This is a genomic window from Alcaligenes sp. SJTW-7, assembly GCF_047716895.1.
Lineage (GTDB): Bacteria > Pseudomonadota > Gammaproteobacteria > Burkholderiales > Burkholderiaceae_B > Alcaligenes > Alcaligenes ammonioxydans.
Window position 1 is genome coordinate 2,775,743 of sequence record NZ_CP136682.1, and the last position, 21,567, is coordinate 2,797,309.

A 21,567-nucleotide genomic window follows, 5' to 3' on the forward strand; every position below is an offset into this window, starting at 1 on the left:
GCTTAAAGCTTGTTGGAAATATAAGGCGTACCGGTCATGCCGTTACCGTGAAGCTCGTAGCCCATCGGTGCCGTAATCGAAGCATGGCGAGTGCCTGTATTGATATCGCGCCACATGCGGCCCAGCAGACTGTTTTCCGCAAAGGAGGCAGTGCCATGCAACCAGCACAGATTATTCACCGCATCCACCAGTTCATGCCCAGCATGACCGATCCCGGCGCGGTGGCGGGCACGCAGCGCCAAGGGCATGGGCACTATGCCAGAAGCAGCCGCATCAATCTGCGCTGCAGCGCGCTCCAACAATAAACGCGCGCTATCAATCTGAATACTGGCTGCCCCCAGGTTCTGAACGAACGCCCCTGAGTCCGACTGTTTCGTGTAATGGGTGTAGGTAATGCCACGCTTGCCACTGACGCCGCTGGTGAAATCCATCGCGGCCTGAGCCGCACCTAACGATGGCGCTTGAATGCAGGTCGACATGGTCAAATGCGGGGTCAAACGACGGCCAAATGTGGCCAGAGGGTCTTGCTCCTGTACATCCCCCATCAATTGCTGAAAGGTAATCAGTCGCTCTTTAGGCACCCACAGGTTTTCAGCCACCATCGTGTTGGAGCCCGAACCGCGCATACCGATGGTGTACCAGGTATCCTGAATTTCAAACTCATCACGACGCATTAACACAAAGCCCACGGTGGGCTCGGCCTGCTCGCTTTCTTTAATGAACAAAATCCCAAGCGCCCAGTCCGAGTGATTGCTGTTCGAGGCGAAGGGCCACTTGCCTGTGATACGCCAGCCTTCGCCGTCGGGCCTTGCTGTGCCTTGGGGCTGGGCAAAGATAGACGCAGCGCGGATGGGGCCATCCGCAAACACTTCATCCAGCATGGCATCGCTGAAACGATTGGCAAGCATCACCGAACCATTTGAAATCACCACACACCAGGCGGCCGCCGGATCGTAATAGCCCACCGCGCTGGCGCACTGTAACAGCATCTCGGCCCCACCCTCGTAACCACCGTAACGCTTCAAGGCTGAAATACGCCAGGCTCCGGTGGACTCCAAAGCTTGAACCGTCTCGTCTGACAACACGCGATTACGGTCAGCCTGAGGGGCCAACTCGCGTAGCAGCGGGCCGATGTCGTGGATACGTTCCAGAATCTCCTCTGTCTCCTGACGGGACGGGGCCTGCGTGACGATCGTCCGCTCACGCTCGACAAGCAATGGTGCTCCTGTGATAGCCATAACCGCTCCTTAGAATTATTTGATATTTCAAATTTATAGCCATCGTTAAATAATCGCAATATCAATTGCCAGAAAAATATACAAAACCCCTTGTTTTATTGGGTTTATAGGGGTATTTACCTAGTAAAAATTACAATTCATCCGCAGTTTAAATTGCATAAAACTAACGATCAAAAATAGTTTGAGTACAAAAGCAGAAATAAAAAAGGCGCAGAACAGCCTGCCAAAGCATGGGGCGAAAAAAAACCGCCGACCCGAAGGTCGGCGGTTTGTCATGTAGAAAACTGGCTTAAAAGCCTGTTTTCATTACATGTTTTCGATCATCACGTCACCGAAGCCGGAGCAGGACACTTGGGTCGCACCTTCCATCAGACGGGCAAAGTCATACGTAACTTTGCGCGAGGTGATGGATTTTTCCATGCTGGAGATGATCAGATCAGCAGCTTCTGTCCAACCCATGTGACGCAGCATCATTTCAGCAGACAGGATCAGCGAACCTGGGTTCACGTAGTCTTTGCCAGCGTACTTGGGAGCCGTACCGTGGGTAGCTTCGAACATGGCTACGGAGTCGGACAGGTTGGCGCCAGGAGCGATACCAATACCACCCACTTGTGCAGCCAACGCGTCGGAGATGTAGTCGCCGTTCAGGTTCAGTGTGGCGATAACGTCGTACTCGGCAGGGCGCAGCAGAATCTGTTGCAAGAAGGCGTCAGCAATCGAATCCTTGACGATGATCTCACGACCGGTCTTGGGATTCTTGAATTTGCACCATGGGCCGCCGTCGATCAGCTCGGCGCCGAATTCTTTTTGAGCCAGTTCGTAAGCCCAATCACGGAAGCCACCTTCGGTGAACTTCATGATGTTGCCCTTGTGAACGATCGTCACGGAAGAGCGATCATTGTCGATGGCGTACTGGATGGCCTTGCGCACCAGGCGCTCGGTACCTTCGCGGGACACGGGCTTGACACCAATGCCGGAGGTATTGGGGAAGCGAATCTTGTTCACGCCCAGGGTGTTTTGCAGGAAGTCGATCAGCTTCTTGGCGTTTTCGGACTCGGCAGCAAACTCGATACCAGCGTAAATGTCTTCGGAGTTTTCGCGGAAAATGACCATTTCGGTCTTTTCTGGCTCACGCACAGGCGAAGGAACGCCCTTGAAGTAGCGCACAGGGCGCAGGCAGACGTACAGGTCCAGTTGTTGACGCAGGGCCACGTTCAAGGAACGGATGCCACCGCCAACGGGAGTGGTCAGAGGGCCTTTGATGGAAACAACGTAGTCTTTAACGGCATCCAGGGTTTCTTCTGGCAGCCACACGTCGGAACCGTATACCTTGGTGGATTTCTCGCCGGCGTACACTTCCATCCATTCGATCTTGCGCTTGCCACCGTAAGCTTTGGCAACGGCAGCATCGACCACTTTGATCATGACTGGCGAAATATCCACACCCGTACCATCACCCTCGATGTAAGGAATAATGGGTTGATCGGGAACATTCAGGGAAAAATCCGCGTTAACTGTAATTTTCTGCCCCGACGCGGGGATCTTGATATGCTGATAGGACATGGATGCTCCAGTTGTGCTCCAATATTAGGGATAGCTAAACACGGAACGCTTTCGCGTTTCCGAAGTCTTATATAAGAGTTTAACTTAATTCGCGCGTATTCAGGCACCTGTAAACTCAAAGCTTGCCAAAAATGCTTGCATTCTTGACAACTTATCTATTCTACACGGCCCCGTTTGCCGCTTGTATGGGCCTATCGCCTACACAACTGGACGCCACTGACGCAGCATCCGTACCGATTTCCTGACCCTTTTTTCTTGATTCCACCATGTTCAACCCCTCTCGCGAACAGGTTCGCCAATTTTTCATCGAAGCCTGGGATAAGCACCAGAGCGGTCATCTGTTGACGGCTCTGGAGACCATGGCGGTGGATCTGGTGCAACAGCACCCCGAATACCACGAAGATTTGCGCAACGCCGATGCCCTCAACCAGGACTACTCGATCGAGCAAGGACGCAGCAACCCCTTCTTGCATCTGTCCATGCATCTGGCCATTAATGAGCAGCTATCCATTGATCAGCCACCCGGCATCAAAAACGCCTACCAGCGCCTATTGGCCGCGCACGACCCACATGCCGCAGCCCATATCATCATGGAAGCGCTGGGCGAAGTCATCTGGGAGGCACAACGGCTGGGCACACCGCTGAACAACGAACGCTACATCGAACTCATCTTGCGCCACAGCACGCGCGATTAACATCGCCACGCCTCTGCGCCGGGTAATGCTTACTTGCGGGTGCTCAAGGGACCAGGCTGGCGCGAGAGCCAGACTGACACGCTGTCAATGTCGGCCTGACTCATGGTGTTGGCCATGGCGCCCATGACGGCATTTTTGCGAATGTTAGAGCTGGCCGGCGCCCCCTTTTGTCCACGCTGATAAGCCATCAAGGCCTGACGCAGGTAATCTGCATGCTGACCGGCCAACACAGGGTATTCAGGGTTCAAGGGGGTTTTCGCGTCCTCTCCGTGACAGGATGCGCAATTGAGTCTCTTCCAGGCTTGCCCACCTGCCGTAACCAGATCGTCGGCCGCCATGGCTTGAGCGCCCGCACCGGCCATCAATCCCACCAGCACCAGCACGACTGCTTTTTTCATATCCACCTCCCCGTCCTTAAGGTTTGATGGCCGCGTAGTACGCGGCAATATCGGCCATGTCCTGCTCTGACAAACTCTGGGCAATGGCCTGCATGGTGGGGAAGGTTCGGGCACCACTGGCGTACTCTTTAAGCGCTGCTTCGATGTACGCGGCTCCTTGCCCGGCAATCATGGGGACGTGATAGACCTCGGGAAAGCTGGCCTTGTAACCGGGCAAGCCATGACAGCCTATACACATGGAAATCTTGTCGCGCGCCGCCTCGGGATCGGCCTTGATCGGCGCGGAATCCTGCGCCTTGGCTGCCCAGGGCAGGCAGGCGCTTGAGGCCAGAAGAAAGAAAGAGACATACCGCTTCATTTGCAACTTCATCATCGCTATTCGCTTTGTTGTGGAGTTGAAAACGGTCTGGGTCAGGCTCTGCGTCCATTGCAGCAAAAGGTGAAACAACGCGACACCTGGCTCTGTGATGCTGACCGACGAGTACTGAGTCGATTGTATGATAATTGCCAAGGATGACTGATACTAGTATTTATACCCGAGTTTCTATTCTTGACAGATCAACATTTTAAGTACAAGTTTGAGCCGCTTTATGACTACTACGACCCGTTTTGAAGGCACCGATCAATACGTTGCCACCGATGATCTGAAGCTGGCCGTCAACGCCGCGTTGACGCTGCAGCGTCCGTTGTTGATCAAAGGTGAACCTGGCACCGGCAAGACGCTGCTGGCCCTGGAAGTGGCCCGCGCCTTGGGCCGCCCGCTACTGCAGTGGCACATCAAGTCCACCACCAAGGCACATCAAGGCCTGTATGAATACGATGCGGTCTCGCGTCTGCGCGATTCGCAACTGGGCGATGAAAAAGTCCGCGATATTGGCAACTACATTGTGCAGGGCACACTGTGGCAAGCCTTTGAGTCCGAAGAGCCGGCCGTCGTATTGATCGACGAGATCGACAAGGCCGACATCGAGTTCCCCAACGATTTGCTGCAGGAGCTGGATCGCATGGAGTTTCATGTTTACGAAACTCGCCAGACCGTCAAGGCACGCCATCGCCCTTTAATCATCATTACGTCCAATAACGAAAAAGATCTGCCCGACGCGTTCCTGCGCCGCTGTTTCTTTCACTACATCCGTTTCCCCGAGCGCGAGACCATGGAACAGATTGTGGCCGTGCATTACCCCAATCTGCGCAGCGACATCCTGGCTAGCGCCTTGGATACTTTTTTTGCCTTGCGCGAGGTACCGGGGCTGAAGAAAAAGCCCTCCACCTCGGAGTTTCTGGATTGGCTGCGTCTGCTGCTGGCCAACGACATTCCTGCCGAGGCCCTGCACGAACTGGACGAAGGTCTGCCCCCGATGGCCGGTGCCCTGTTGAAAAACGAACAGGATCTGTCCTTGATGCAACGCCTGGCCGCCATGAGCCAACGCAGCCAGCGCAGGAGCTGATATGCAAGCGAGCGCTTTCTCCCAGCCGCTTGCCCCCCTGACACTGGAAGGATGGGGAGTGCGACTTGAGCCTTTGCAGCTGGCGCATGCGGAACTGCTGGAAGCCGCCGCGGCCGACGGCGAGCTCTGGAATGTACGGGTGACCAGCGTGCCCGCCCCCGGCCAGGCCCAGGACTATGTCAAAAAGGCATTGGACGGTCTGGAGCAAGGCCATATGCTGCCCTTTCTGGTACGCGATCTGACGACGGCACGCGCCGTCGGCACCACTCGCTACCATGACATTGTCGCGCCAGTGGCCCGGCTGGAAATTGGCTACACCTGGTACGCACGCAGCGCGCAGCGCAGCCATGTCAATACAGCGGCCAAGCTACTTTTGCTGCAACACGCCTTCGAGACCTTAGGGGCTGGCGTCGTGGGCTGGCGTACCGATCATCTGAACCTCAAATCCCAACAAGCCATCACTCGCCTGGGAGCGCGTTTTGATGGGCGGGTTCGCCACCATGCCCTCCGCCGCGACGGTACCATCCGCGACACGATGTTCTACAGCCTGATGGCAGGCGAGTGGCCCGACACACGCGCCCACTTGCTCGACAAACTAAGGCAGCACAGCCATGTTGCTTGATTTTTTCTACCACCTGCGCGAGCGCGGACTACCGGTTTCGATCCAGGAGCACCTGACCCTGCTGGACGCCCTGTGCAAAGGCATCATGCCGCCCACCCTGGACGATTTCTATCATCTGTCCAGGTTGGTGCTGATTAAAGACGAAACGCTGTACGATCGCTTTGATCTGGCCTTTGGCGAGTTTTACCAGCCACAACTGGAAGCGCTGGCCAAAGACAAAACCTTGCCGGAAGATTGGCTGCGCAAAACGCTGACGCGTCATCTCAGCCCCGAGCAAAAAGCCGCTCTGGAAAAGCATGGCCTGGACAAACTGCTGGAGATGTTCAAGGAACGTCTGAAAGAGCAGCAGGGACGTCACGCGGGGGGCAGCAAGTGGATTGGCACCGGCGGCTCCTCGCCCTTTGGCCACGGGGGCTACCATCCCGAAGGTATCCGTATCGGTGGCCCATCGGCCGGCAATCGCACCGCCATCAAGGTCTGGGAAAAACGCGAATTCGTGGATTACGATGACCAGCAGGAGCTGGGCACTCGCAACTTCAAGATGGCCTTGCGTCGACTGCGACGCTTCGCACGGCAAGGTGCCGCCACCGAACTGGATCTGGAGAGCACCATACGCGAGACCGCCCGTAATGCGGGCATGCTGGATCTACACATGCAGGCGGAGCGGCAAAACCGCGTCAATGTGCTGATGTTGCTGGATGTGGGCGGCAGCATGGATGACCACATCGCTCAGGTGGAATCTCTCTTCTCGGCGGCCCGCTCGGAGTTCAAGCACCTGGAAGCGTATTACTTCCATAACTGCGTGTATGAGTCGGTATGGCGACACAATTCACGACGGCAAAGTGAACGACTGGATACCTGGGATTTGCTGCGCAAGTACAACGAGGACTGGCGCATCATCATTGTGGGCGATGCCACCATGAGCCCCTATGAAATCATGGCGCCTGGCGGCTCGGTCGAGCACTACAACAAGGAGACCGGCGCGGCCTGGCTGCAAAGGCTCAACGACCACTGGCCCCGCATCGTCTGGCTCAACCCCGAGCCGAAGGCTTACTGGCCTTACCGCCAGTCCATCGCCATCATCCAGAACCTGATGTCCGATCACATGTACCCCGTTACCAGCGCAGGGCTGGAAGAGGCGATGCGGTACTTGTCACGCTAGCGTCAGCCTTCTATCAAGCAGGAAACAAAAAGACCCGGGTTTCGGGTCTTTTCAATCAGCTGTAAAAAACCCGCAGAGCCATGAAACCATGCGGGTTTTTCTTCACATTTTTAAAATGGAGCCATCAGCGCCCTTTCTGCCGCTGCAACATCCCTGCCCGTTGCTGCTCCAGTTCCTTGATCTGCCGCTGCAATTCACGCAGTTGCTCACGCGCCTCCCGTTCCTGCTCGGCCAGGGCCTGTGCCTCACGGCGCGACTCCTCACGCTGGGCAATGGCCAAGGCTTCCTGCTGGCGCTGCAAAGCCAGATCGTTTTGCAAAACCGTCAATTGGTCTGCGCTTTCATTGAGTTTCTTTTCTGCATTGGCCACTTCTGCCTGCAGCTTGATGCGTTCCAGATCGGCGGCAGCAAAATCAACCGTATCCTGACGGTACTGGGTGTACATGCGTTCAGCCAGGGATTCGTCCGTGGTCTTGAAGACACGCCAGAACTCACGCTGCTGGAACAGAGCCACGTAGTAGGTCATGGTTTCGGCCGAGAACAAGAGACTGGCTCCAAAGCGACCGTTGTAGGCCGTGCGCAGCTCCTGTACCCCACGCGCCTGGATCAACTGCTGCAACTGGGCCACGGTGGTGTTCTGATAAGCTGGTGCTGCTGGCGCAGAGGCAGGCTCGGCTGCCGCGACCGGGGCCACTTCCTGGACTTCCTGCTCTTGGGTTTGCGCCACCACGGGACGCTCCGGCTCCTGGACCAAAGACACCGAGCTGCACGCCGACAATAAAAGAAGTCCGCCCACGGACAGCAACATAGCCGTCTTCTGACTAAGGTTCACCATACCCATCCCTTGTTAATCAATTTTTTGTGTTTAGCTTGATACACAGAATCAGCCCCGTATTCTAAACGCGCGATGTCGCGTCTTGTGCCTTTATGTTGAATTTGCGCATCTTTTCCCACAACACTTTACGGGAAATGCCTAAAACAGCCGCCGTGTCCTGGCGCCGCCAGTTCTGCGTGTCCAGCACAGCGATAATGCGGGCGCGTTCTTCCTGCTCCTGAGCACTGAGGCTGATGGCCGGCTCGGGCCGTTCCAGAATGGTCGCGCCTTCGGGCAGGGCCGTCGCCGGGGTCCTGACCGGCGCATTAAAGCGTTCGAGCACCTGCCGCAACTGCACGGACTCCCAGGCTCCGAACTGCTTGCTCATGACCGCCACGCGCTCCACCAGATTGGCCAGCTCACGCACATTCCCGTTAAAGCGCATGCTGCCTACGGCATCCAGGACCCACTGGGGAATGTCCTCGACATCACACTCCAGAGCCTGCTCCAGCAGGGCACAGAAAATAGCAATTTTTTCTTGCGGGCCCCGCTGCTCCAGGTTCGGGACCAATAGTTCCACCACCGCCAGACGGTAATACAGGTCCGCACGGAACTGACCCTGCTGTACCAGTCCCAACAGGTTCTTGTTGGTGGCGGCCACCATCCGGAAATCCACCGGAATCACTTGCGTTGATCCGAGGCGCGTCACAGAACGCTGCTCCAGTACACGCAGCAGCTTGACCTGCTGATGCAAGGGCAAATCTCCGATCTCATCCAGAAACAAGGTTCCCTGGTCGGCTTGTTCAAAATAGCCCTTGTGAGCCCCGATTGCGCCGGTGAAAGCCCCTTTTGCGTGACCGAAGAAATGCGCTTCGAACAAGCCTTCTGGCACCGCTCCGCAGTTCACGGGAACAAAAGGGCCTTGGGCACGCGAGGAGCGCTCATGCAGCAATTGGGCAATGCGCTCCTTTCCCACCCCGGTTTCCCCATGGATCAGCACGCTGGCCCCGCTGTCAGCATACATATCCGCCTCGGCAATCAGGGCCCGCATCACAGGCGAGACGGCCACCAAAGGCTGTGGCCCACCCCGCCCTTCCCGCTCGAGCTGTGCAGTCAGTCCGGCCAGTTTGGCCACTAGCGTACGCAACTCGGCTGGACTGAAGGACAAGGGTAATGTGTAGGAATACGCCGAGGGATAAAAGCGAGGGTCGTAGCCCCGCTCCTCCGACGCCACCCAGATAACCGGAATCGCATGCTCCACCAGCCACTGATGCTGCTCGAACCGGCCCTGCGCCATCACACTGACCGACACCAGCGCGACCGCATGGCGCGTGGGATGGCGCTCGGCGTCCAGTACCAGGGACGGCTCCACGCGCATGACCGCGACCGAGCTGGGCTCCATGGCGCGCTCAGCGCGGGTCACCAGGTCAGAACTCCCCTCCCAGACATACAAAACAGGCTCATTACCCATAAAGCTGACACTCATTGCCGTGCTCGCCTCCCGCCTTATTGCACCAGATAGGCAGTACCACACTGCACATCATGAAGTTTCACATCGGCCTCGACCAGACTGAGGCCCAGCAGTTTAAGCAACTCCTCCAGCAACAGGCTCAAGCCCTGCAAGACTGGGTCCAGCAAGGCAACGACCAGGCTCAATACCGCGCCGACCAGGTTGGAATCCTTGAAAACCAACAGTTCCACGGCGCCGGTACGGCACTCACGCATGGCTGTCTGGCCCCCGATTCCACCAATCACACAGGCCAGATCACTTAAGGGGGCCCCTAATAACGTGGTGAGCAAATTATCGACAAAACCCAGGGTCCCGCCCAGTACACCAATCAAGCCGTTCTGACTCATGGTCCGGGCCAGTTGGTCCATGCGTTCCTTGGACCAGTTCATCTCGTTGACGACCTCAGACACGGAGCGCCCCGCCCCATCCCCGACCAGACTCTCGGCCATCTGGCGCTTGCCAGAGGCGCCACTCCAGGGCGTGTTGAGCAAATCGCCCAAAATGCCCGACAAGACCGCGTCCGAGAGCAAACGCACGCTGCGGGACAGATCCAGTTGAGTGGCGTTCACGGTCTTTTCGGAGGGTTCGCCCGGCGGCGCGGTCAGTGTTACCTGAACGGGATTCTTGGTATCAATCAAGGGCAGGGTCACTTTGGCGGTCAAGGGCAAAATACCGAGCACATTAATGACGCGATGACGCTGAATCTGCCCGAAAGAGTCATCCTTGCAACTGTTGCTGGTAGAGAAAAAGTCCGAATGCGGGAACTTGCCCAGACACACGTTCACCAGCGAGGAACTGACCGCGATCGTGGCTTGATTTTCAGCAATCGGGGCGCGGCAGACATTCACCAGTTCCCCGGTTGCTTGGGACAGTTCGATAATAATAGGCAGACTCACTTCGGTGCCCAGCACTTTCAGGATCGGGCCCGCCAGTGGAATCTTGGAGCTGTCCAGATTCACATACACCCGCACTCCCGCCGAGTTTGCCTTGGTGCCTACGCCACCCATGGCAATGCTGGGCGGCTCCACCACCCGCACCCGCAAGTCCAGGGCGTTATTAAACATATTGGTCAGGCTCGAGGGCAAGGCCGTCAGATTCAAATCAATCAGATTCTGTCCATTGGCCACCACCAGCCCGGTATTGACCAGTTGCAGCACATCCAGATTCACATTCAACGCTGACAAGGGGTCCACCCCGTTGATCAGGGCCAAGATGCCGCCCTCGCCCAGCAATTTGACTGGCAAATCCAACGGCCCCACCCCAAGCAGCAGCCTGATGTAATCCTGCAAAGCGCCCACATCCAGGCCCAATGTCTTTTGCTGATCCAGCAAATCCAGACTGGCACTGAGCAAATCAGCCAGAGTCAGCCGCTCCAGACGGGCCAGCTCCTCAGGCGTACCCACACCGGCAATCACCGTTGCCGGCAGGCCCAGTGCCTTCAACAGTCCCGACGGGGTGATCTTGGCATTGACCAGTCCGGCCGAATCCAGCACCGTCAACTGATCGGGACGCAGGCCCACGCCACGTAGCAGGTTATAGACCAAGCCGTTGCGTTTTAAGGACAACAGACGACTGCCCACCGAAAACGTGGCCACCGGCTCACTGTTCCTGGCCGTGGCCACAGCCTCAATCACCGGAGAAGTATAAAAAGGGAATAAGGAAGGCGGCTGATAGCTCAACTTCACTCGCACCGCGTCCGCCGGCAAGGTGGGAACAAAGCGTTGTGCCGGCTCGCTATGGCTGCTATTCCATTTCCCACACAGAACGATGACCCCGTCCCCTTTCAAGGCGGCAGCCGGTGAATCTGGCTGGCTACGCAGGCTGAATCGGGCCATGCCCTCACCCTGCTGGCAACCAGCCTGATCCCCGGAGCCCAGGGCCTGTGCTCCCGCGAGGGCTGCCAGATCCGCGGCATTTTGCAGACTGCGCTTCACGTAGAAACTGTGTCCCACATGGGCCGCCCCCAGCAGCACCACCCCGACCAGCAGTGCAGCGGCCGCGGGCACAATAATTGAGCCTTGCTGCTTGTGCGCCGGTTCACCCTGGGTTCGCGTTCTTCCCCATTTCATCTCGCTCTCCTGACCCGCCCTGGCCTCGCAGGCCTTAATCGCCACTGTTGGTTTTGATGCGCTCTGTCATGTACTCAGGGATGGGATGCTTAAAGCTGTTCAAATAGCGCTCCCAGGCCAGATTGGCGGCGGCTCCATGCACAGGCAGCACCTGACCTTCACGCTCAGGGTCCGCCTGCATACTGAGCAGGCTGCGAGTATCCGGCCCCACTTCCAGACGCGGTGGAATATGACGACGTTCGTTCTGTACATGCACGGGCAACCCTTCTACTTCTGGCCAAGGATGCACCTCCTTGTCAGTCAAACGGTACGTTCCGTAAGGCTGTCGTGGCGCTGACGTGGCCGCGGGCGGCTCATCGGCAGGCACTGCCGGCGTGTGAACGCCCTGATTGCCGGCGGCGACCGCAGGGGCATTGAGCGGATAAGTCCTTGTGCCAGAGCCCATGGTGCCGGTGAGCGGCGCTTGTGTCTGCGCCCACGCGCCCGTGGCCATCAACAAAGTGCAGCAGGCCAAAATTCGGGATCGATTCATTGCGATATCCTTGAAAAAACGGCAATCAATTCATTGAAGAAGGCACAGAGCCCAGGCTCTCGAGCAAGGGCCGGTTCAGGCCCGCTTGGGACGAAGAAACCACGGCCGGGACTACACGCGATGCCGCCTGCGGCGGTGACGGCACAGCGCGATTACCCCCCTGAACCGGCCTGATCGAGGCGGACGGACGCAATGCCACCGCCTGGACACGAGCCTGTTCATCCCGGGTCGCCTCGGCCAGATACTGCTCCTGCTGTTTTTGCTGCTGCTGACGCGCGTGCAGTTGTTCGAGCTCCTGCCCGATTTGCTCGGCCATTTGAACCACCGCCTGTTGGGTCGCGGCATCCATACCGGCTTGCTGCATGACAAAACCAGCGCGTTGCGTCTCCTGACTGACCAGTAGATACAAAGCCATATTGCTCAGAATCTTCGGGTTCTCCGGAGCCAGCTCGGCCGCCTTGCCCAAGGCCAGGCGCGCTTCCTGAGGTCGGCCGGAACGCAGATAGGCGTAAGCCAGGTCACTTTGCAAAATCGCATTGGTCGGATCTCGCCCGGCAGCCTGTTTGAGAAAATGGGCGGCCTGTTCAAAGTGCTGTTGTGAGCCGGCAATCAGCCCCAAACCTTGATATGCCCTGGCGGCAACCGGTGTGTTGAGCAGCGCGTTAAAGGTGTGCGCGGCTTGCTCAAGCTGGCCGGTTTGACGCTGGGCCTCCGCTCGCAACACCATGATCTCAGGGTCGGCCCCATACTCTTTTTCCATGGCCTCGGCATAAGCCAACGAGGCAAAATACCGCCCTTGCGTCTGCGTCTCTTGCAGCATGCGCACGGCCATCTGTCTGTCGGTAGGCTTGCGCTTTTCCCAGTGCTCAATTTCCTTGCTCTGCAAAAAGGCCTCCTGTTCCTGTTGCTGACGCACCAGTTCGTAGGCAGAGTCCGTGGTAGAGCACGCCACCAGCCAGGTGCTGCTCAAGCCCAGTGCAGCCCAGCGCAGCACGGGACGAATCCAAGTCGATATCTTCATCACAATCATCCTCCGGCCACTTGGCTCAAGCCACGGAACAAAGCCAGAAAGCCTGACCCTGCCGTAATAATCAATAAAGCAGGCAGCAAGGTCAGGACCATGACACCTGTCATCTTCACGGTTAATTTGCCTACCTTGGCTTTCAGCTCCAGACGTCGTTGCTCGCGCAAACGCACACCAAAACGGTGCAAAGGTTCCTGCATGGCGCCACCATGCTGATCCACCTGCACAATCAAGCGGCAGATCACGGCCAGATCCTCGTTGGTAAAGCCGTTGGCAATCCGCTCCAATGACTGCTCGCGGGTACGGCCGCGGGCATATTGTTCGACAGCGATGGTCAGCTCTGAACCCATAACCGGGATCACATCGTGAAATTCGCGCTCAATGGTATGCAAGGTCTGGTCCATCGACAGGCCCACTCCCTGCAGCAAACGCAGCAGGTCTACAAACAAGGGCAGCTCGGTCGCGATACGCTGGCGGCGTTGTGACACACGGCGCAACAACCACCATTTGGGCAGCATCCAACCCAGTGCAAAACCGATGAACACCGACACAAAGGGCACGAAGTCATTGAGTTGGCGGGTCATCGGCAGCAAGCTGAATACAAGGATCAACACGACGCTCAAGCCCACTCGACTCAAGACAAAATATTGACGCGCCACATCCAGCTGCCTGAAACCCGCATTGGCGATCAACAAGCGGTCTTCCTCGCTCAGCAAACTGGAGCCGAAGCGGCCTTTGAGCCAGCGCTCCCCCAGACTGCCCGCCTGCATCTTGATTTGTTCCACCGTCTGGCGAGACTGACTGGGCGTATGCCCCCCCTGTGGTGCCCCTTTCAGTCGCTCATCGACCACCTGGCTCAAGCGCAGAGCCTGCTGGCGCTGCTGCCAATAGTGATGCAACCACAAAGCCAACAGGATCAGGCCGGCCAACGCACACGCCACCGCGGCCCAGACCAAAACAGTTTGTGCTTCCAAGGCCATCATGTCTTGCTCCTAGACATTACGCGCCATCCAATACAGCCAATAACAGCCCACACACTGCAGGACCGCTGCAAACAACAACATGCGAAACCCCACCGGGTCATTCCACATGGTCAGAAAAAGCTCGTTATTGAACATCAGGATGTAGACGCCGATCAGGATCGGCAATAAAGCCAGTATCCAGGCCGACAACCGCACTTCCGCCGACAGGGCCACCAGTTCGCTGCGGGCGTTTTCCCGGTCACGCATGAAGCCGGCCATCCGTTCCATGGTCTGATCACTGCGCCCCCCAAAACGCATCGCCACACTAATGACTGCAGCCACCAGAAAAAGCTCATGCAAGCCGTGCTGACGCGAGACCGTACGCAAGGCCACATCCAGATCCTGCCCGGAGCGATGTAAGGAGTTGGCATCTTGCAGCACCTGACCCAAAGGCTGTGGCGTGTTGTCGGCTGCATTCAGAAATGCCGCTCCCATGCTGTTACCGATGGTGATCAGGCGCACCATCAAGTCCAGAAAATCCGGGATCTGGGAGACGATCTTGCGGTGACGCTTGTCACTTCGAAACCAGAGGTAGGTGTAGGCGCCCAAAACGGTCGCAATCAGCATGGCCAGGCCAGCCACCGGGCCGACCAGAGCCAAAAGAAGCGCGGGCGGGACCAGTGTCCCGAGCAGAAGGATCAGATAGAAACGACGCGAGGGCTGAATCCCTGTGCGCAACATGAACTCGCGCCAGCCTTTGGGCGCAGCCAGCCAGGCATCCTGAGCGGCAGGCTGGGCCCGTACGCTGCTTTGAACGGCAGGACGCAATGCCAACTGCTGTTCCAGCACTTGTGCCGAGCGCCGGGCCTGCTGGCGCTGAGCGCCTTTGGCCCAGAGCAACAAAGCGACCAGCATCAAGATGACCGCCGCCAAGGCGCTATACAAAGCCATCATTTAGCGTCTCCAATCCCAGAATCCGCCACCCTCCTTGGGCGCATTTTCCTGAGCCTGAACCTGCTCATTGGCCAGTTGATCGCGATACTGCATCAGCTTGCGCGTATGTGGGTGAATGCCCAGGCTGACCCAGCGATCCTGTTCGGTGCCGTCATCGAGCACATAGGACTCGTGGCGATACAGCTCTTGCATGGCGATGACACCATCGCCCATGCCGGTGATTTCCGTGATGGACAAGACCCGGCGTTTACCGTTGGGCAAACGACCGATTTGAATGATGAAGTCCAGCGCACTGGCAATCTGCCGACGCAAACTGTCCTCACTGCCCTGAAAGCCGGCAAAACCGGCCAGCATTTCGACTCGGTAGACACATTCGCGCGGCGAGTTGGCATGGATTGTTGCCATGGAGCCTTCGTGGCCGGTGTTCATGGCCTGCAACATATCGATTACCTCGGCCCCTCGCACCTCGCCCACGACGACCCGATCCGGGCGCATACGCAAGCTGTTGCGCAACAGTTCACGAATCGAGATTTCACCACTGCCGTCATACCCGGCCTGACGCGCCTCCAGCCGCACCACATGGGGATGGTTCAAGGCCAGCTCGGCGGTATCTTCCACCGTCACCACCCGTTCTGTTTTGGGGATGTAAAACGCCAGTGCATTTAACAAGGAGGTTTTGCCCGAGCTGGTGCCACCCGAAATCAGGATGTTGCAGCGCGAGGCTACGGCGGCCTGCAACAGACGGTCCACCGGCTCATCAAACGCCCCCAGTCGCAGCAAGTCTTCTGGTTTGAGCGGGTCCTTGCGAAACTTGCGGATAGACACCATGGGGCCATCGACCGCCAAAGGATGAATCACCACATTAAGGCGACCACCATCGGGCAAACGGGCATCGACCATGGGCACGGATTCATCCAGCCTGCGCCCCAAAGGGGCCAGAATACGGCGCACAATGCGCAGCACATGCTGATCATCGGTAAAGCCACTGGGTTCACGCTGCAGAACGCCACCGCGCGAGACGAACAACTTGTCATGACCGTTGATCAGAATGTCTTCAACGCTAGGATCTTCCAGCAAGTCCTCCAGCGGCCCCAGCCCTGCCAGTTCGCGGGTCAAGGCCTGGACGATCTCCCGAACCTCCTGTTCGTTGACCGGCACCCGTTTCAAACGAACAAAGCTGGCCAGTTCAATGCCAACAAAATCCTGAATGGCCTGCCGTGTCCAGCGACCAAACTCGGCTCCCAACTCCTCGATACGAGCCAGCAAATGTTCATGGGCCTGTTCCCGGACCTGAATCAGGTCGGGACGCCCACCGAGCAATGAAGTATTGTTCATGCCTTACTTTTCCATGCTTGGGCCTGTTCAGCCCCCGAACCTGAATTTCAACCGTCCCAAAACCGTACTGACCTTGTTTTGCGACAGCCCCTGCCTGCGTCCCGTCAACCCCGATGCCAGATTCTGCAACGCGCGGGTATACGGGTCCCTCTCATCGACCTGCACTAAAATCTTGCCCAGGCCCGCGCTGCGCATATGCCCCAGACGCCGGTCCGGCAGCACGGCAGCCAGCTCCAGATCAAAACGCTCGGCAATCGCCTGACCGGAAAAGCCATAGGCGGGATCGAACTGATTGACCACCAGGCGCACATTGGCCAGCGCATCAAACTGGGTCCTTAGCGCCAGGAACTCGGCCAGCGAGACCAGCGCACCCATGCTCTGATCCGTGACAATCAACACCTCATCGACCAATGACTCCAGCTCCACCAGAAAACGCGGGTTGGGAAAGCCACCGGCATCAATGACCAGACATCCCATGCGTTCGCGCAGGTAACTGCACAGACTCAGGGAGTCCTCCAGGCTGATCTGATTGAGCGTATTGACATCAGCCGGCAAGGACAGCAGGTTCAATCCGCTGATGTGCTGGGCCAGCGCCGAGTGCAGCATGGTGTCGTCCATGCGATGACGCTGCGCGGCAGCCTGAATAAAGTCAAAATCCGACCGCAAGCCCATGTAGAGCGCACAGTCTCCCGTCGGAGCCCCCAGATCCAGCAGACCCACACGTTCACTCAAGGGCACCAGCTCGACAGGCAAGGGCTTGGCCGATGACACTCCCCGCATCTCTTTGCCCAAACGGTTCATTTCCTGCTGCAACAACCAGGCCAGACTGCTGGCTGCCGTACTGCAGCCAACGCCGATACGGGCACTCATCAGCAAAATGCTGCGAAAAGGTTTGTCCAACAAAGGGCTGTGCTGGGTCTGGCCCAGCTTTTCTATCAACACCTGCAATTGATGATGCAGGTCCTCCCTGGCATCCAGATCCAGAAATTCATTCGCTCCGGCTCGCAGGGCATTGACCGGACCTTGCGGAACCGACGCCCGGCCCACTGCCACACGCTGCACGCTGGCATCGAGTCGGGCCAGGCTGCGCACCAGCGCCACCACCTGCCCGTTCTCGTCCCCATGCTGCCCATGAACGAAATCAAAAAACACCAAAGGCTCTGCCTGCTGGGCCAGCTCCCGGCGCAAACTCTCGGTCGTGGGTTCAATGGCCCGCACCGTCAGCAGCCCCGCGGCGGCCGCGTTAATCATCACGGCCAGCTCGGGGTGCTCTGTACACAAGAGATATTCCCGGTATCGTTGCACGTCACCACTCCACGCGCTTAGCGCGAAAACCCTGGCATCTGCTCATAGCCGTGTCGGCCCAGCAAGAAATAGCCCCAGGCATTCGGCGCGTCATCCAGCTTTTCCTGACGCCCTCCCGGCAGGGCTATCGTTGCCCCCTTCTGGATCGGTTTAATCAGACGAGGGGTGACGACAATGACCAGCTCCAGCTCGCTCTGGCTGTACTGCACATTGCGGAAAAAACTGCCCAGAATCGGCAAGTCACCCAAGAAAGGAATCTTTTTGACCGCTGCGGCAGTCTGACGGGACACCAGGCCACTGATGATGTAGCTCTGGCCATCACCCAGCTCGATCGTGGTGTCGGCTCGTCGGGTACGCAAAGACGGCATCACGCCCCCGCCCGGCATTTCCACAACGCGCGAGTAATCCAGCTCGCTGGCTTCTGGCGCGACTTTCAAGGCAATACGTTCGGCTGAGAGCACCGTCGGCGTGACCGTCAACCCAATACCAAAAGGTTTGTACTCCACCGTGGTGGTTCCCAGGCCCCCTGAGCTGGGGATGGGAATCTCACCACCGGACAGGAAGCTGGCGCTATGACCGGACATGGCGACCAAGGTTGGCTCGGCCAGAATCCGGGCCAGTCCGTTTTGCTCAAGCAGATTCAACGCCGCACTGAAGTTGCGGGAGTTATACGCCAGACTCAATCCGCCCGAAATCGCCTGGGGCAGCAAGTTCACCCCGCCTGTCCAGGGCTTGCCACCGATGGCATTGGCACTGAGGCCAATGTCTTTCATGACTTCGCGGGAAACTTCCACCACTTTGACTTCCACCTGGACCATGCCGCTGGTACTGACCTCGGACAGGTCCAGCACGGGCGCATCCGGGCTTGCGCCGGAACGCGCGGCCGCCATGGCATCCTGATGGTCCAGCAAAGACGGGCTGCTGCCGGTAATCAAAGCCTGTTGTCCGGCGCTGGAGACTTGCGCCGACATGGGACGACCGGCCTGCGCCAGTTGCTGTTGCACCTGACTGCTCACTTCAATCGTCCACCGATCCGGATTCGTGCGGCCCGGCATCCAGACACGCAGATCCGCCGTGCCCGCGCGTTTACCAATCAGCAGCACCTCGCCGCGTTGCCCGGCCGATGCGGACAGAATTTGCACATCCGCCACGCTTTCATCGCTAATCGCCACACGCAGCGGGACTTGCGACAAACGTAAAATATCCTGATCGTTGGCCACCAGGCGTATCACCTTCTGGCTGGCGCTGGTTTGAGCCGTTTGCGCCATGACAGGCACCGGTGCCAAAACCGACAAGCAGAGCGCATACCAGCACCCCAAACCCAGACCTGCTTTTCTGATTTTCTGTCTCATGTGTTTAATCCATGCTGCCTTGCGTCGCTTCTCGTCAACCGCCTCTGGCAGGCTGACCCGTCCCCACAACAAGCTCCTTGCTGCTTAATGCTGAATAAGCTCTAAACGCCCACCGCGAATCACCTCTGTGCGCCGTGGCGGCGCGGCATTCGGCTGCCCGCTGGCCTGAGCTCGCGCCTGAACCTGCTCTTTCTCGCTCTGGCTGATCGTGAACTCCCGTAAGCCCAGACCTGCCATGGCACGGTTATCGGGTAGCTTCAAGGCCTCCCGCTGCTCCGCATCCAGCCCGGTGCGCGCTGGGATCAGCCCCGCAAACTCGGGAAACAAGGAGGGATCAGGCAGGCTCTCGTCCTTGGGTGCACGCAAGACAACTTGCAAACTGCCACTGCGACTGGCCAGCAAAAGCTCGTTTACCGACTCCAGAGGGACTGCCAGCATGGCATGGCGAACCTGCGTGTCAGCACGATTGCCCGAGGTGTTTTCGGCGGGGTCCGGCCCGGACAGGGAGGCACTGCCATAGGCCAGCACCCGTACCCGTGGCATCAGCAAGCGAGCCTGGGTGTCCTTGACCTCGTTGCCATTGTTGAAGGTCATGAAGATATCGACCAGGTCGCCGGGTTCGACCCGGTTGCTGGCGCCCGAGATCACATCAACCGGAATCGTGACCGCGCGCTCGCCTGCGTCCAGATAGCTGGCCAGACTTTTGGCGATGAAGCTGCTCAATACCGGCTGCCCCTGCCCCAGATCAAAACGTAGCGTCTTGCCCGTCAAGGATTCCAGCGTATCGAAAGACTGTGCCGGCGCGGCAGGCCACTGGGCCAGCTCCAGCGCGTCGGCCTGCAAGGCCTCTCCCGCTTTAACATCCCGTTTAGCGACTACAACCGGGTAAAGCGTCGCCGCTGGCTCGGCGCTGTGCGTGCTCACTACAGGCTGGACCACTTCAGGGTTGGGCTGCATGCCCAGGTACAAAGCAACTGCAACCAATACGGCTGCGACCAGCAATAAAAGGACTGCTGCCCCCTTCATCATGCCGCTCATGAATGTGGTCTCCTGAGTACAAGTAATGTCTTGGCGCTTAAGCTGCGCAATGGATCCGCCCCTTCCTTTTCAGGGGTGAGCAGGTCCAGGGTTTGAGAAAGAATGCCGGGCTCGAGATCCAGCTTCAACGAAAGTTGCGCGCAGTCGTACAGGGGCTCGGACGTGCAGGCCTGGGACTGGACCTCGGCGCTGAGATCACCGAACCAGTTCAAAAATGCGTCGCTCTTTGCTTGGCCCTTGCCATAGTTCTCGACCAGCTGCTCATTGACAAAGGACTCTATCCCGTCAGCCGCCTTGACCTGCATGCTTACTTGGCGAGAAAGGTCGCCCAGCAAATGGTTCATCTTTTGCTGGGCCAGAAAGAATGAGCTGAAGGTAAGGATGCCGCTGAAAATCACCAGCAACAGCCCCACCATCAATGCAAACTCGATGGCGGCCACGCCATGCTGACGCTGGGCAACGGCAATGGACGCGCGGGCATGAGTCATGGCGTGCCCCCCTCTGAGCCCACCTCACCCGCAACCAGCAGATTGATGCGGGCATGCCCTTTTAGCTGTTCGGGCACGACCAGTGAAAACAGGGTATCGGGTGCAAAACGCGGAATCAGCGGTGCCTGCACGTAGTCGTAAACAATCCCGACGCTGATTTCCTCGCGTGACAAATCGGCGCTGACGCGCACATGCTCACTTCCCACCCAATGGCTTAACCATTGAACGTGATCGGCAGCTACTTGCCGGGCCCGGTCCGCCCGTGCCTGCAAGCGAGCCGGGCTGCTCATCGGATCGCTGTTTCCTGCCGCTGGCTCAATCAACGCCGCCCGCGCACCGGATTCGGCGGCAAAATTCAGAGACTGCTGCGCGGTCATAATCAAACCGAAAGTCAGCAAGCCGTACATAAAAAGAAACAACAATGGAAAAACCAATGCAAATTCCAGCGCGTAGGCTCCGTATTGATAGTTTTTATCGACGCCACGCCGCTTTGGTAATTGACCCTGTCGTGGGAGCATTATTGATTTTGCATCCATACCCACCCCATTGTTGCGAGGGATAACCAGGCCCCCAAGGGGACACTGCGCGCCTTGACCCGGGTACCCGGCAAGGCGAATCCGTACTTGCGCTCCAATGATGGAATCAGCACCAACGCCAAGGCATGCAAACCCGCCAGCACTGTGCCGAACAACACCACCATGCCTGCCTCTTTCCACCCCAGCGCCAACCCCAACACGGCCATCAGTTTCACATCGGCCGCGCCCATCAGGCGTGCGAGCCAAATGGGATAAAACACGAGCAAGGCAGCGGCAAAACCGATCAGCGAATCTCCCCACCCCACCACCGATCCCCAGGGAAGGCCATAGAACACACTGACCAGGATCTTGTGCAGCAGAAGCGCCAAACCATAGAAAACTAGTAAGGTATTAGGGATTTTCCGGAATTTCAGATCGCAATAAATAATCTGAATGGAAAAGAAAAGCAGAAAAAAAACAAAAGAAATTTTTATTAAAACAAACATAAGCATCAGCCATTCAAACTTAAAGGCTCAGCCATTG

The 21,567-nt window shown here is 57.8% G+C and carries 22 protein-coding genes; 4 read left to right on the top strand and 18 right to left on the bottom strand.

The annotated features are described in order from the left end of the window. Positions 1 to 2 precede the first annotated feature (2 nt). Together RSQ48_RS12590 and icd are read right to left on the bottom strand one after the other, a co-directional pair. Positions 3 to 1,238 (bottom strand): acyl-Coa dehydrogenase type 2 domain-containing protein, encoded by a 1,236-nt coding sequence (locus tag RSQ48_RS12590; RefSeq protein WP_003801110.1) that lies wholly within the window; start codon positions 1,236 to 1,238, stop codon positions 3 to 5. Positions 1,239 to 1,544: 306 nt separating this feature from the next. After that, positions 1,545 to 2,801: an NADP-dependent isocitrate dehydrogenase gene (gene icd, locus RSQ48_RS12595; RefSeq protein ID WP_003801112.1), complete on the bottom strand. Its 1,257-nt coding sequence runs from the start codon at positions 2,799 to 2,801 to the stop codon at positions 1,545 to 1,547. 266 nt (positions 2,802 to 3,067) lie between these two features. On the opposite strand from icd, the gene RSQ48_RS12600 reads away from it, so the two are divergent. Further along, on the top strand, positions 3,068 to 3,496 hold the full coding sequence (locus RSQ48_RS12600) for a DUF1841 family protein (RefSeq protein ID WP_415301850.1): 429 nt from the start codon (positions 3,068 to 3,070) through the stop codon (positions 3,494 to 3,496). A gap of 29 nt (positions 3,497 to 3,525) precedes the next feature. Here RSQ48_RS12600 and RSQ48_RS12605 read toward each other — a convergent pair whose 3' ends face one another. After that, positions 3,526 to 3,894 (bottom strand): c-type cytochrome, encoded by a 369-nt coding sequence (locus tag RSQ48_RS12605; RefSeq protein ID WP_003801116.1) that lies wholly within the window; start codon positions 3,892 to 3,894, stop codon positions 3,526 to 3,528. Between the two features lie 16 nt (positions 3,895 to 3,910). Continuing rightward, complete coding sequence (locus RSQ48_RS12610; protein WP_193353488.1) at positions 3,911 to 4,252, bottom strand: c-type cytochrome; 342 nt, start codon at positions 4,250 to 4,252, stop codon at positions 3,911 to 3,913. Between the two features lie 232 nt (positions 4,253 to 4,484). Here RSQ48_RS12610 and RSQ48_RS12615 point away from each other — a divergent pair, with 232 nt between their 5' ends. From RSQ48_RS12615 to RSQ48_RS12625, 3 genes are read left to right on the top strand one after another with little or no spacing between them, the layout of a single operon-like run. Beyond that, positions 4,485 to 5,342 (top strand): AAA family ATPase, encoded by an 858-nt coding sequence (locus RSQ48_RS12615; RefSeq protein WP_003801120.1) that lies wholly within the window; start codon positions 4,485 to 4,487, stop codon positions 5,340 to 5,342. 1 nt (position 5,343) lies between these two features. Then, a complete protein-coding gene (locus RSQ48_RS12620) occupies positions 5,344 to 5,964 on the top strand; it encodes a GNAT family N-acetyltransferase (protein WP_131070798.1) in 621 nt (206 codons plus the stop codon). Then, complete coding sequence (locus RSQ48_RS12625) at positions 5,954 to 7,126, top strand: vWA domain-containing protein (RefSeq protein ID WP_059318026.1); 1,173 nt, start codon at positions 5,954 to 5,956, stop codon at positions 7,124 to 7,126. The genes RSQ48_RS12620 and RSQ48_RS12625 overlap by 11 nt, the downstream gene beginning before the upstream one ends. 124 nt (positions 7,127 to 7,250) lie before the next feature. On the opposite strand, the gene RSQ48_RS12630 is transcribed toward RSQ48_RS12625, so the two are convergent. The 14 genes from RSQ48_RS12630 to RSQ48_RS12695 all read right to left on the bottom strand — a co-directional run bounded on the left by RSQ48_RS12630 (position 7,251) and on the right by RSQ48_RS12695 (position 21,536). Continuing rightward, complete coding sequence (locus tag RSQ48_RS12630; protein ID WP_219234983.1) at positions 7,251 to 7,934, bottom strand: DUF2968 domain-containing protein; 684 nt, start codon at positions 7,932 to 7,934, stop codon at positions 7,251 to 7,253. Positions 7,935 to 8,022: 88 nt separating this feature from the next. Beyond that, positions 8,023 to 9,426, bottom strand: coding sequence for a sigma 54-interacting transcriptional regulator (locus RSQ48_RS12635; RefSeq protein ID WP_003801127.1), 1,404 nt, complete (start codon positions 9,424 to 9,426; stop codon positions 8,023 to 8,025). 20 nt (positions 9,427 to 9,446) lie between these two features. Continuing rightward, positions 9,447 to 11,519 (bottom strand): pilus assembly protein TadG-related protein, encoded by a 2,073-nt coding sequence (locus RSQ48_RS12640; RefSeq protein ID WP_219234985.1) that lies wholly within the window; start codon positions 11,517 to 11,519, stop codon positions 9,447 to 9,449. Positions 11,520 to 11,553: 34 nt separating this feature from the next. After that, on the bottom strand, positions 11,554 to 12,051 hold the full coding sequence (locus tag RSQ48_RS12645) for a DUF3613 domain-containing protein (RefSeq protein ID WP_415301851.1): 498 nt from the start codon (positions 12,049 to 12,051) through the stop codon (positions 11,554 to 11,556). A gap of 25 nt (positions 12,052 to 12,076) precedes the next feature. Further along, positions 12,077 to 13,072, bottom strand: coding sequence for a tetratricopeptide repeat protein (locus tag RSQ48_RS12650; protein ID WP_059318062.1), 996 nt, complete (start codon positions 13,070 to 13,072; stop codon positions 12,077 to 12,079). 5 nt (positions 13,073 to 13,077) lie between these two features. Further along, positions 13,078 to 14,058, bottom strand: a complete 981-nt coding sequence (locus RSQ48_RS12655) for a type II secretion system F family protein (RefSeq protein ID WP_003801131.1) — start codon at positions 14,056 to 14,058, stop codon at positions 13,078 to 13,080. A gap of 9 nt (positions 14,059 to 14,067) precedes the next feature. Next, positions 14,068 to 14,991 carry a type II secretion system F family protein gene (locus RSQ48_RS12660; protein ID WP_003801132.1) on the bottom strand — a complete coding sequence of 308 codons (924 nt, stop codon included), beginning with the start codon at positions 14,989 to 14,991 and terminating at the stop codon, positions 14,068 to 14,070. After that, complete coding sequence (locus RSQ48_RS12665; RefSeq protein ID WP_059318031.1) at positions 14,992 to 16,326, bottom strand: CpaF family protein; 1,335 nt, start codon at positions 16,324 to 16,326, stop codon at positions 14,992 to 14,994. Positions 16,327 to 16,353: 27 nt separating this feature from the next. Then, complete coding sequence (locus tag RSQ48_RS12670) at positions 16,354 to 17,607, bottom strand: AAA family ATPase (protein ID WP_415301852.1); 1,254 nt, start codon at positions 17,605 to 17,607, stop codon at positions 16,354 to 16,356. 41 nt (positions 17,608 to 17,648) lie between these two features. Continuing rightward, positions 17,649 to 18,983 carry a type II and III secretion system protein family protein gene (locus tag RSQ48_RS12675; RefSeq protein WP_059318032.1) on the bottom strand — a complete coding sequence of 445 codons (1,335 nt, stop codon included), beginning with the start codon at positions 18,981 to 18,983 and terminating at the stop codon, positions 17,649 to 17,651. Positions 18,984 to 19,067: 84 nt separating this feature from the next. Continuing rightward, positions 19,068 to 20,021 (bottom strand): Flp pilus assembly protein CpaB, encoded by a 954-nt coding sequence (gene cpaB, locus RSQ48_RS12680; protein WP_240209378.1) that lies wholly within the window; start codon positions 20,019 to 20,021, stop codon positions 19,068 to 19,070. Further along, positions 20,018 to 20,509, bottom strand: coding sequence for a TadE/TadG family type IV pilus assembly protein (locus RSQ48_RS12685; protein ID WP_301605914.1), 492 nt, complete (start codon positions 20,507 to 20,509; stop codon positions 20,018 to 20,020). Before RSQ48_RS12685 ends, cpaB begins: the two co-directional genes overlap by 4 nt. Continuing rightward, the gene (locus tag RSQ48_RS12690; protein WP_003801142.1) at positions 20,506 to 21,027 is read right to left on the bottom strand and encodes a TadE family protein; all 522 of its coding nucleotides are present in this window, start codon (positions 21,025 to 21,027) and stop codon (positions 20,506 to 20,508) included. Before RSQ48_RS12690 ends, RSQ48_RS12685 begins: the two co-directional genes overlap by 4 nt. Beyond that, a complete protein-coding gene (locus RSQ48_RS12695; protein WP_415301853.1) occupies positions 21,027 to 21,536 on the bottom strand; it encodes an A24 family peptidase in 510 nt (169 codons plus the stop codon). The genes RSQ48_RS12690 and RSQ48_RS12695 overlap by 1 nt, the downstream gene beginning before the upstream one ends. Between the last annotated feature and the right edge of the window lie 31 nt (positions 21,537 to 21,567).